We start from the raw sequence: 11,716 nt of genomic DNA, 5'->3' as shown, positions 1-11,716 counted from the left end.
AAATCTCTGCTACGGTAAGTTTATCAAAAAGAAAGAGAGGCGTTTCTCATGTATGATTTTGTCATAGAAACCAATCGGCTTACCAAAGCCTATTCAAATCAGCTTGCCGTAAACAACGTAAATCTCCATTTAAAAGAAAGACAGATTTATGGACTAATCGGAAGAAACGGAGCAGGAAAAACTACCCTTATGAAATTGCTTTTGGGGCTGCTTCCCGCCACAAAAGGAGAGGTCCGTGTATTTGGAAAATCTATAAAAGGAAATGAAAAACTGCTTTATCCCCATATCGGCGCCATGATTGAGAATCCGGGCTTTTATCCCAATCTCACCGGAAAGGAAAATCTGGAGATTTTCGCCAAACTCCGGGGGCTTACTGACAAAACTGCAGTAAAAAAGGCTCTGGAAAAAGCAGAACTGCCCTATGAAAGCAAAAAAATTTTTGCCAACTATTCTCTGGGCATGAAACAGCGCCTTGGAATTGCCAACGCACTTTTGCACAATCCCGCCCTGCTGATTCTGGACGAGCCTACCAATGGGCTTGACCCTGTGGGGATTTCAAAGCTGCGAACCTTTTTAAAAACCTTAAGCACAGACTGCCGCACCACTATACTGGTGTCCAGCCACATTCTGTCTGAAGTTTCTCTGCTGGCAGACCATATCGGGATTCTTCATCAGGGAAACCTTGTAGAAGAATGCTCTATGGCAGCTTTAAAGGAAAAGCACAAGGACCTGTGGCTTAAGGAAAATGCTTTGGAACAATATTTTAAAACACTTACCGGAGGATCTGAAATTGTTTAACTTTCTTTTGCTTCTTCAAACAGAATTTCAAAAACTGCGCAGAAAGCCTGTTATCTGGCTTATGCTTTTGGCAGCCTTTGTCATGCCCTTTTTTGCTGCTGTCTATTTTCGTGCTTTGGGAAACCTTCCTGTTTCTCCCCCGCTGTTTTACCGATGGGCAGCCTTTGGATTTACCCTGTTTCTTCTTCTGCCCTTTATCCTCGGACTCCTCTGCACCATACTGGTACACGATGAAAGACAGTCCCGTATCCTTCTGCAGCTCTGGCTTGTACCAATCAGCAAAAAAAGCTATTTTCTGGGAAAATTTTTCATAGTTTTGCTCTATTCCCTGTGCTTCATGCTGCTTACAGCCATAGCCACCTTTGGATTTGGCATCAGCTCTGGCTGTATTTCTTTTCAGTGGAACAGTTTTTTCTTTCTCTTGGAGAAATCCATGGAACTTGCTGTCCTTGCTGCTTTTGCCATACTTCCCATTCTGGCTGTTTCCGGACTGCAAAAAGGCTATCTGTTTCCTGTGTCCCTGAATCTGCTCTATCTCTTTCTCGGATTTTTTCTTACACCGGTAAATCCGTATCTGCACCCTTTGTCTGCAGCTTCAGTTCTCCTTGCCGGAAATGGAGAGATTCCGGGATTTCCGGTGCAGGAATTTTCTGTTTTCCCGGCTGTTTTGTGTATTTGCCTCTGGGATACTCTGGCTCTCCTTGTGGCAGCACGCTCTCTTAAGAAAGGATAAGGTGATTCTATGAAAACATTACTTTGGGCAGAATGCAGGAAGCTTCGCCGCTGCCGCTTTCTCCTCCTTGCTCTGCTTTGTACCACCGGTGTCACAGCCATTGTGTTCCTGGGAGGAAACCCTGCCCGTAGCAGCCTTTCCTCCCAGCCCCTTTCCTGCTGGTATCTTAATATAGCCCAGCCCTGGGCAACACTTTTTGTTCTCCCCGCCATGATTGCTCTCTTCGGAAGCTATCTGATTTGCCGGGAAGAGGAAGAGGGTACTTTAAACGCTCTGCTGCTGATTCCTGTGCGTAAAATAAAACTGATTTCCGCCAAAATGCTCCTGACTTTTATACTGAGTCTGCTGCTTTACCTCCTTTTATTTCTTCAAAACCTGTTTTTAGAGCTTTTTTCTGCTTCCGAGCTGTCGGCAGGACTGGCGGCAGAATTTCTCAAGACCTATCTTTTAGAAGGAATCGGCGTGTTTCTGGCTGTATCTCCTATGATTGTTCTGGTGTCCTGCTGCAAAAAGAACTATTGGCTGGCTCTGGCGCTTACAGAACTGTACTCCTTCGCCGGCCTATTTATGAGCATCTCGGATACCCTTCGCTCTTTTTATCCCATAACTGCAGTTCTGGGCATTGCCGGATACTATGAAACCACCCCGCAAAACCGGCTGCAAAGCTGTTTTATCTTGGTTCTCTGTGCCTGTGTAACCATTTTTGTTTTAAAAATCATGGATTCAAAAAAGAGAGCAGGGATTTGAAAAATATGCTATGATGAAAAGAGAGCTATCTAAAAAATATGCAGGCAGTTTTTTATGCTGTCAGGAAACAGGAGGAACTTTAAAATGGCAAAAATTTTAGTGGTGGACGATGATGCAGATATGCGAAATCTGGTCTATACAGCCCTAACAAGGGACGGACACCAGGTGGACCGGGAAGAAAACAGCACACAGCTTTCTCCTGCCTGCTGCCGCCAGTATGATTTGCTTCTGCTGGACGTAATGATGCCCGGGGAAGACGGTTTTTCTCTGTGCAGACGGATTCGCCGGGAAGTGGACTGCCCCATTTTATTTTTAACGGCAAAGACAGAGGAAACTGCTCTGGTACAGGGGTTTGGCCTGGGCGCAGATGACTATATCAAAAAGCCTTTCAGCCTTGCAGAGCTTCGAGCAAGGGTGAACGCCCATCTGCGGCGGGAAATGCGGCAGCCGATACACACTTTACATCGAGGCGGCGTCTGCTTTGACTTACAGGCAAAAACAGCTTCTGTAAAAGACCAGCCCCTGTCCTTTACCAAAGGAGAATATGCCATCTGTGAATACCTGGCGCTTCATGCAGGACAGGTATTTACCAAAGAACTGCTTTACGAAGCTGTTTTCGGCTTTGATGCAGAAGGAAATGCCTCTGCCATTGCCGAACACATAAAAAATATACGCGCAAAGTTAAAAATCAGGGACTTAAATCCCATTGAAACCGTCTGGGGGGTGGGTTATAAATGGCAAAAAGAAAATCTGATATAAGCCTGTCCTTTGTCCTGCTGCGCTTTGCCTTTGTCCTGCTGGGCAGTATGCTTCTGTGCCTGGTGGCTTTTCTTGCCTTGCAAACCGGACTGGAGCGGGCCGGTCTGATTTACCATGGCTCTGTGTCTAATCAGCAGGCTGAAGCCTTTCTGGCAGAAAAGCCCCAAGAGTTTCTTACGCCGGGAGAGGATTTCCTCCCTTTTTATGCACTTTTTGATTCCGAGGGACAGATACTGGAAACCAATGCCTCTTTGAAAGAACAAAAACAGTTAAAAACCGTTTTCTCTCAGGGCTCTGAGGACGTAGATTTTCTTTCCTACGTTTATCCTGACAGCGATACTCTAATTCTCCACTGGTATTACCGAAGAGAATTTATAAATCCTGCTCTGCGCCATCTTCCTTTTTCCTTTGAAGCCCTTTGGTGGACAGCGCTTTGCATTTCCTGGATTTTATGTCTTTTTCTCCATACGCTGCATCTGAAACGCTATCTGACCGACCGTCTTAGGCTCTTTGCCCAAGTCAGCCGTAAAATCAGTGTCAGAGAACTGGACTTTCCCATTCCTCATGCAGGAATCCGGGAATATGACCAGGCGCTTCTTGCCATGGAACACATGAGAGATGCCTTATACACCTCTTTGTCCTCCCAGTGGAGCGCTCAACAGGAACGGGAAACAGAAATGGCTGCCCTTGCCCATGATTTAAAAACCCCTCTTACCCTTATCGGAGGCAATGCTGAGCTGTTATTAGAAGAAAATCTTTCTCAGACAGAACGCAACATGGCAGAAACCATTCTTTCTGCCAATACCCGCGCTGTGCAATATGTAACCAGTCTTTTAGAACTTTCCAAAGGCGCGGAGGAATCCTTTTCTCCTGTAGAGCTTTCCGCCCTTTTTGAGGAGCTTTGCCAAAATGCCCGCACACTGGCAGAATCCAAAGGTGTCTATCTAAAAACAGAAAGCAATCTGAAGGGACAGGCGGTAATCCAAAAAGAGCGTTTGCTCAGAGCCTTTCTAAACACAGTTTTAAATGCTGTGGAACACACGCCCAGAGGAAAAACCGTATCCCTGACAGGCTGCATGACAGGCGAAGGCTGGGAGTTGTGTATTTATGACCAGGGAAAGGGCTTCAGTCAGGAAGCGCTTCTTCACGGGACGGAACGGCTCTGGCAGGGGGATTCCTCCAGAAGCAGCGCTTCTCATCATGGTCTTGGACTCTGGTTTGCTGCGCAGGCAGCAAAAAATCACGGCGGAACCGTTCTCCTTAGAAACGGAAACCTGGGAGGCATTGTAACCTTCTCCTTTTGCCAACATCAGATTTAAAAATCAAAAAAGGGCATGCCGCAGCACCGATAAGCCTGCTGTACAAAAAGCTTGTACAACGGCTGATTTTTCGGTTTAAGCGACAGCCCTTTTCTTTTCACGACTGTTTTATCCTTTGTTTTTTAACTGTTTTTCACAAACTCAGCACCACACTTCGGACAGCGGACACTGATTTTCCCCTTTCCTTTTGGAATTCGAATCTTCTGTTTGCACTGAGGACAGGTATAAATATGAAAATCTTTTCTCTGCTCCTGTATGTATTTCCTTTTCCCGAAAAAACGTTTTACTTTATTTTCCAGATTCAGGTATTTCTGATTCTCTGCATAACGCTTCTGAATATTTCTGGAAAACATACGGTAATAAATCAGAATAATCAGAAGTAACTCCCAGGAACTTAACAGCATGCTGAAATAGCCGTTTCGCAAAAAAAGATTGATTCCCGCACATACCAGCAATATCACCAGCAAAAACATATTCAGCTTATCGCTTCCATATCTGCCATACATAAATTTTGCCAGCTTTTCTCTTAATTTATTCATCATCTTGCGCTTCCCTCTCCAGTCTTTCATAAATTTCTTTCACAAAGCTTTTGGCTCCCTGCAAATCCTCATTGTCCGGGTGCAGCATTGCCATATCAAAATTTCGTATCATGGCATTTACCATTTTTTCATTCTCTGCATTTTTCATACGACTGTATTTATCTCTTACAGATATGGGCATCTTTCCCTGGCACAGATAAGCACCCAGGTATTCATTATCATCTTCAATAAAAACTTTGATATTTTCTTCAATTTTCCTGTAATATTCAGGGTTATTTCCCATACCGCAGGTTCCAAAAAGAGCAATTTTCTTTCCCTGCAGACTTCCCAGATAATCTAGAACCTCCACACTGGCGCTGCCCCTGTCTGTCCAGAAGCCAATAAAATAAACATCTCCCATATCATAGTCCGTTTGCCCGTCTAAAGGGGTAATATCCTTACACTGTCCGGGAATGGCTTCAAAAATCGCTTTTGCCAGCTTTTCCGTATTTCCGGTTCTGCTTTTGTACAACACCTGGGTTTTCATCTCCATCAGTCCTTCCATTTCTGTTATAGTGTTATTGTAGCACTAAACCAATGGAAAAAATATTTCTTGATTCTTAAATTTTCTAAAGACTCTATAAAATCATTGCTCTTTAATATGCACGTCCAGCTGTGGAAAGGGAATTTCCACGCCCGCCTCATCAAATGCCAGCTTGATTTCTTCGTTCAGACGCCACTTTGTTGCCCAGTATTCCTCGGTCTTCACCCAGGCGCGCAACCCCAGAATCACGCTGTCTGCTGCCAGCTCATCTACAAATACCTGCATCTCCTCATCAGACATAATGCTTTTATCCTCATGGAGCAAATCCTGTAAAATCTGCTTTGCCCTCTTCAAATCTGCCTGATAGGAAATTCCTACTTTAATTTCCAGTTTTCTGTTGTCCTTTGCTGTTACATTTACAATACTGGAATTGGTAAGCGTTCCGTTCGGGACTGTAATTCTCCGGTTATCCACTGTGGACAGCGTTGTGTAAAACAAGTCAATTTTTACAACCGTACCTTCCTGATTTCCTGAATTTTCAATAATATAATCTCCAATGGTAAAGGGACGCAGAATCAAAATAATCACGCCGCCTGCCAGGTTGGAAAGACCGCCCTGCAATGCAAGACCAATGGCAACACCACTGGAAGCCAAAAGTGCGGCAATGGACGATTCTTTCACCCCAAAGCTGGTGGCGATACTGACAATTAAAAGAAAATACAACGCCGCCTTTACAAAGGAAGACACAAACTGTATGACGCCGGTGTCCGCATTGGCACGGTTCATAGACGCTACAATCAGCCTGCATATTTTATGAATCAGCTTACTTGCAATAATATAGACCAGAATTGCCAAAAGTACCCGCCCTGCAAAGTTTCCAATCAGGGGCAGCTTTTTCTCCCAGTAATCCCAGGTCAGATATTGCTTAAAAAAAGCTTCCAGACTTTGAATTTCCAGAGGCTCTGTCAATGCATCTGCTAAAAATATTTTCATACATTCCACCTTTTTTGTATATTGCAGCAGGGCTGCCCCATGAAAACCTTGGAAAACCGGAAATCCTCTGCTTCCAATACTCGCTTCATGTGGCAGCTCTGCCTTTTATTTTTTCGTTTTCTTCTTTCTTTTAGAAGCTGGTTTTGCCAAGTCCCTATCTGCTGTTTCCAGCTTTGGCACCTCTGTCTTTGTCGTTTCCAGCTTTAGAGCTTCCGTTTTGTCTGTCTTTAGTTTTAACGGCTCTGTCTTTGCAGTTTCTAATTTTAGGGCTTCCTTTTTCTCTGTATTCAGCTTTAACGGCTCCGTCTTTGCAGTTTCCAGTTTTAGGGATTCTTTCTTATCTGTTTCCAGCTTTAACGGTTCCTTCTTTGTGGTTTCTAATTTGGGGGCTTCTGCACTTTTCTTTGTTGCATCAGGCTTCACCTCTTCTGTTATCTGCTTTCCGGCTGCGTCGGCTTTCTCCCATTCCTCCTCCATTACCTTCTGGAGCTTTTTCTGCACCTTGGACACCGGTACTTTTTTCACAGCTTCTGTCTTTTTCCCTGCTTTTTTCGGTTCCGGCTTTGTATAGGAGAAAATCTGTACTGCCAGAGGCGCTACATGAATCACAATGGAGTGTTCCCGTTCATCACATTCTGCCTTTTTTGCAGTTTTTACTCTTGAATTGCGTACATCGCTGCCTCCGTAAGCTTCTGCGTCACTGTTAAAAATTTCCTTGTATTTGCCCGGATACGGTACACCCATTTGATATTTATCATAATCCAGTGCAGAAAAATTGCATACAACTACCAGCGTATCCTCCTTTTTCTTTCCTTTTCGGATAAGGGTCAGCATATTTCTCTCAGAGTCCATATGATTAATCCAGGAAAATCCTTCTGGTTCATAATCCTCTTCATACAAAGCAGGCTGTTCTTTATACAATTTCCAAAGGGCTTTTACATAATCCTGCATCTGCTTATGCTCTTTTTCCTCCAACAGGCTCCAATCCAGTTCTCTTTGCTCCGACCATTCTCTCTCCTGTGCAAATTCCTGTCCCATAAAGAGGAGTTTTTTGCCTGGATGTACCAGCATAAAGCCATAGGCTGCCCGGAGATTTGCCAGCTTCTTTTCCTTATCTCCTGGCATTTTATTTAGGAGAGAACCTTTTCCATGCACCACCTCGTCATGAGAAAGGCTTAACAGAAATTTCTCGCTGTAAGCATAAACCATACTAAATGTCAGCTCATCATGGACTCCGGCTCTGAAAATCGGATCCTTCTGCATATAATCGATAAAGTCGTTCATCCAGCCCATGTTCCATTTGTAATCAAATCCCAGTCCGTCCGCTTCTACCTTTCCAGTGATCTGCGGCCAGGCAGTAGATTCCTCTGCAATCAGCAGTACGTCCGGGTGTTTTTTCTTAAAAATGGAATTCAAGTGCTTCAAAAATTCCACAGCTTCCAGATTTTCATTGCCGCCGTATATATTTGCAATCCATTCCCCGTCATTCTTTCCATAATCCAGATACAACATGGAAGCCACTGCATCCATGCGGATTCCGTCTGCATGATATTTTTCTGCCCAAAACAGCGCATTTGCAATCAGGAAATTCTTCACCTGAGGCCGTCCGTAGTTGTAGATAAGGGTTCCCCAGTGTGGGTGCATACCCTGTCTTGGATCCAGATGCTCATAAAGGCAGGTTCCATCAAAATTAGACATTCCAAAGGTATCCTTGGGAAAATGAGCCGGCACCCAGTCCAAAATCACACCAATCCCCTGCTGATGCAAATAATCTACAAAATACATGAAGTCCTCACAGCTTCCATATCGGCTGGTAGGCGCATAATATCCGGTTACCTGATAACCCCAGGATTCATCTAAAGGGTGTTCCATCACCGGCATCAGTTCCACATGAGTATAACCCATCTCTTTTACATACTCTGCCACCATGGGTGCCAGTTCTCTGTAGCTGTAAAACAGTCTGCCCTCTTCCTCAGGCTTTCTCCAGGATCCCAGATGCATTTCATAGACAGCAAGAGGTCTGTCCTGCCTGTTTATCTGCTTTCTCTCCTTTAACCACTGGCTGTCCTGCCAGGTGTACTGGCTTAAATCCGCCACAACAGAAGCCGTTTTCGGGCGCAGCTCTGCCTGATTCCCATAAGGATCTGCCTTTAAATATACCAGAGAGCCTTTTGCCTTGATTTCGTATTTATATAATGCCCCTGGCTTCAGTCCCGGAATAAAGAGTTCAAAGATTCCAGATACATTCAAACGGTTCATCTGATGTACTCTGCCATCCCATTTATTGAAATCTCCCACAACACTGACGCGCATGGCATTTGGCGCCCATACGGCAAAATATACGCCCTCTACACCGTGAAGTGTCATGGGGTGTGCTCCCAGCTTTTCGTAAATATCATAGCAAATTCCTGCTGCAAACTGCTGCTCCTGCTCTACACTAATCTGTTTTTCAAAAGCGTACGGGTCATAAAATTTTTTCCTTTTTCCGTCCCCATACACAGCTTCATACTTATATTTTGGTATCTTGCTGCCCGGAATCAGCACAGAAAAAAATCCTGCCTCGTCCTGCAGTTCCATTTCATACTCCGGCTTTCCTCTTCCCAGAAGCACCTTCACCTGTTTTGCTCCAGGCAAAAAGCACTGGATCAGAATTCCTTCCTCTGTTTTTCTGGGTCCTAAAATATTCTTTGGTTCACTTTCTTCTGAATATACTACAGCCTCTATTTCCGGCCAATCCATCATATCATATAATTTTTCAGACATATGCCGCCCTCCTTTTTTTTATTTTATCATCAAACCATTCCCTTGTAAAGTTTAAGAATAGTGCATAATTTTTTATTTTTTGCCGAAAAATGATTGTACATTTTTCACATATAAGATATAATACAAATAACTTCGCTTATATATTTTGGCGGTGTATTGACTATGTGTGAGGAGGTATGTAATCATGCTCGACCAAAGCTACTATGAAAAAACTGACGAGATCATTGAATTCTATGGCCGAAAAGCAAGTTCTTTAATTCCCATTATGCAGGATATCCAGGCAGAATACCGTTATCTTCCCGGTGAATTACTGACTTATGTGGCAAAAGAAATCGGGGTTCGTGAGGCTAAGGCTTACAGCGTAGCCACTTTTTATGAAAACTTTTCTTTTGAACCAAAGGGAAAATATATCATAAAGGTCTGCGATGGAACTGCCTGTCATGTCCGCAAATCCATTCCTATTCTGGAAGCGCTCCAGAAAGAACTGGGACTCAGCAAGAAAAAACACACCACTGACGACATGCTCTTTACCGTGGAAACGGTATCCTGTCTTGGCGCCTGTGGACTTGCGCCTACCATGACAGTCAACAACGAAGTCTACCCATCTATGACGCCGGAAAAGGCGCTGGAATTAATTGCCAAGCTGCGAGGTGATAATGTATGATGATTGAAAACAGAGATGCCTTATTAAAAGAACGAGAAATTGCCAAAAAAGAAATCGACTCTTACAAATGCAGGATTCTCGTATGTGCCGGAACCGGCTGCGTTGCCTCCGGCTCTGAAAAAATATACAACAAAATGTTGGAACTGTGCCATGATTTAGAGGGTGTAACCGTAGAATTTCAAAAAGACGTTCCTCATGTGGGCACTGTCAAAACCGGGTGTCAGGGTATCTGCGAACTGGGACCTCTGGTAAGAATCGAGCCTTACCATTATCAGTATGTAAAGGTTCAGGAGGAGGACTGTCAGGAAATTTTCCAGCGTACCGTTTTAAATGCCGAACCTGTAGAACGGCTGTTCTATAAGAAAAGCGGTGAATCCTACGCAACTCCCGATGAAATTCCTTTTATTGCAAAACAAACCAGAATCGTCTTGGAAAAACTGCGGAAAATTCGATGCGGAATCCCTGGATGAATACATAGCTTCCGGAGGCTACGATGCCCTTGCCAAGGCTCTTTTTGACATGACACCGGAAGATGTATTAGAAGAAGTAGACCAGTCCAAGCTTCGCGGAAGAGGAGGCGGCGGCTTCCCTGCCGGAAGAAAGTGGAAACAGGTGGCTGCACACAAAGAAGTGCCGGAACATTTTGTAGTATGTAACGGTGATGAAGGCGACCCGGGTGCATTTATGGACGGCAGTGTGATGGAAGGTGACCCTTATCGTCTGATTGAAGGTATGACCATTGCCGCTTATGCAACCGGCGCACAGAACGGTTATATCTATGTTCGTGCAGAGTACCCTCTCTCTGTTGCCCGTCTGCGCCACGCAATCCGCCAGGCAGAGGAAAAGGGACTTTTAGGCGAACACATTCTGGGGACGGATTTCTCCTTCCATATGCACATTAACCGGGGCGCAGGCGCATTTGTATGCGGTGAAGGTTCTGCCCTGACTGCTTCTATTGAAGGGGACAGAGGTATGCCAAGAACCAAACCTCCGAGAACTGTTGACCAGGGTCTGTGGGCAAAACCTACGGTATTAAACAATGTAGAAACCTTTGCCAACGTTCCCGGCATTATTTTAAAGGGTGCTCAGTGGTTTAAAACCATTGGCACAGAGGGAAGCCCTGGAACAAAAACCTTTTCCATCACCGGCGCGATTGAAAATACCGGCCTGATTGAAGTTCCAATGGGAACAACTTTAAGGGAAATCATCTACGATATCGGCGGCGGGCATTAAGGGCGGCGGAGATTTTAAAGCTATTCAGATCGGTGGTCCCTCCGGCGGCTGTCTGACCAGTGAACAATTAGACGTTGGACTGGATTTTGACAGTGTAAAAAAATACAATGCCATTATGGGCTCCGGGGGTCTGGTTGTTATGGACGAAAATACCTGTATGGTAGAGGTTGCCCGTTTCTTTATGAGCTTTACACAGAGAGAATCCTGCGGAAAGTGTGTTCCCTGTCGGGAAGGTACCAAGCGTATGCTGGAAATTCTGGAACGCATTGTAAACGGAGAAGGCAAACTGGAGGATTTGGATACTCTGGAAGAGCTGGCTGCCATGGTAAAAAGCATGGCACTTTGCGGTCTTGGAAAGAGTGCACCTCTGCCTGTAATCAGTACTTTAAAGACCTTCCGCAAGGAATATGAGGAACATATTACAGAGCATAAATGCGTTGCGAAAAACTGTACCGCTATGCGACGCTATGTCATCAACCCTGAATTCTGTAAGGGCTGCGGAAAATGTGCGAAAAACTGTCCTGTGGGTGCTATTACCGGTGTCCGTAAGGAAGCCTACAGCATTAATCCGGATCTTTGTATCAAGTGTGATTCCTGTCGGGAAAACTGTGCATTTGATGCAGTTTATGTTGAATATTAGGAGGG

The 11,716-nt window shown here is 44.7% G+C and carries 10 protein-coding genes and 1 pseudogene; 7 read left to right on the top strand and 4 right to left on the bottom strand.

Annotation, left to right across the window (positions count from 1 at the left end; translation table 11 throughout):
* Positions 1–48: 48 nt before the first annotated feature.
* From DQQ01_RS06450 to DQQ01_RS06430, 5 genes are all read left to right on the top strand, one after another.
* A complete protein-coding gene (locus DQQ01_RS06450; RefSeq protein WP_111919378.1) occupies positions 49–798 on the top strand; it encodes an ABC transporter ATP-binding protein in 750 nt (249 codons plus the stop codon).
* Positions 791–1,531, top strand: coding sequence for an ABC transporter permease (locus DQQ01_RS06445; protein ID WP_242980635.1), 741 nt, complete (start codon positions 791–793; stop codon positions 1,529–1,531). The genes DQQ01_RS06450 and DQQ01_RS06445 overlap by 8 nt, the downstream gene beginning before the upstream one ends.
* 9 nt (positions 1,532–1,540) lie before the next feature.
* Positions 1,541–2,278, top strand: coding sequence for an ABC transporter permease (locus DQQ01_RS06440; protein WP_111919374.1), 738 nt, complete (start codon positions 1,541–1,543; stop codon positions 2,276–2,278).
* Between the two features lie 84 nt (positions 2,279–2,362).
* The gene (locus DQQ01_RS06435; protein WP_111919372.1) at positions 2,363–3,037 is read left to right on the top strand and encodes a response regulator transcription factor; all 675 of its coding nucleotides are present in this window, start codon (positions 2,363–2,365) and stop codon (positions 3,035–3,037) included.
* A complete protein-coding gene (locus tag DQQ01_RS06430) occupies positions 3,013–4,356 on the top strand; it encodes a sensor histidine kinase (RefSeq protein WP_111919370.1) in 1,344 nt (447 codons plus the stop codon). The genes DQQ01_RS06435 and DQQ01_RS06430 overlap by 25 nt, the downstream gene beginning before the upstream one ends.
* Before the next feature lie 122 nt (positions 4,357–4,478).
* Here DQQ01_RS06430 and DQQ01_RS06425 read toward each other — a convergent pair whose 3' ends face one another.
* From DQQ01_RS06425 to glgB, 4 genes are all read right to left on the bottom strand, one after another.
* The gene (locus tag DQQ01_RS06425) at positions 4,479–4,895 is read right to left on the bottom strand and encodes a zinc ribbon domain-containing protein (RefSeq protein WP_111920854.1); all 417 of its coding nucleotides are present in this window, start codon (positions 4,893–4,895) and stop codon (positions 4,479–4,481) included.
* A complete protein-coding gene (bilS, locus tag DQQ01_RS06420; RefSeq protein WP_242980634.1) occupies positions 4,888–5,427 on the bottom strand; it encodes a flavodoxin family protein BilS in 540 nt (179 codons plus the stop codon). Before bilS ends, DQQ01_RS06425 begins: the two co-directional genes overlap by 8 nt.
* 93 nt (positions 5,428–5,520) lie before the next feature.
* Positions 5,521–6,411 carry a mechanosensitive ion channel family protein gene (locus tag DQQ01_RS06415; protein ID WP_111919368.1) on the bottom strand — a complete coding sequence of 297 codons (891 nt, stop codon included), beginning with the start codon at positions 6,409–6,411 and terminating at the stop codon, positions 5,521–5,523.
* A gap of 105 nt (positions 6,412–6,516) precedes the next feature.
* The gene (glgB, locus tag DQQ01_RS06410) at positions 6,517–9,174 is read right to left on the bottom strand and encodes a 1,4-alpha-glucan branching protein GlgB (protein WP_111919366.1); all 2,658 of its coding nucleotides are present in this window, start codon (positions 9,172–9,174) and stop codon (positions 6,517–6,519) included.
* 184 nt (positions 9,175–9,358) lie between these two features.
* On the opposite strand from glgB, the gene DQQ01_RS06405 reads away from it, so the two are divergent.
* Together DQQ01_RS06405 and DQQ01_RS18100 are read left to right on the top strand one after the other, a co-directional pair.
* Positions 9,359–9,838 carry a complex I 24 kDa subunit family protein gene (locus DQQ01_RS06405; RefSeq protein WP_111919364.1) on the top strand — a complete coding sequence of 160 codons (480 nt, stop codon included), beginning with the start codon at positions 9,359–9,361 and terminating at the stop codon, positions 9,836–9,838.
* A pseudogene (locus DQQ01_RS18100) lies at positions 9,835–11,711 on the top strand (NADH-ubiquinone oxidoreductase-F iron-sulfur binding region domain-containing protein). The gene DQQ01_RS06405 and the pseudogene DQQ01_RS18100 overlap by 4 nt, the downstream one beginning before the upstream one ends.
* Positions 11,712–11,716 lie beyond the last annotated feature (5 nt).

This window comes from Blautia argi, assembly GCF_003287895.1.
Taxonomy (GTDB): domain Bacteria; phylum Bacillota; class Clostridia; order Lachnospirales; family Lachnospiraceae; genus Blautia; species Blautia argi.
The sequence above is the reverse complement of the archived record's forward strand: the minus strand, read 5'-3'. Positions and strand labels throughout refer to the sequence as shown.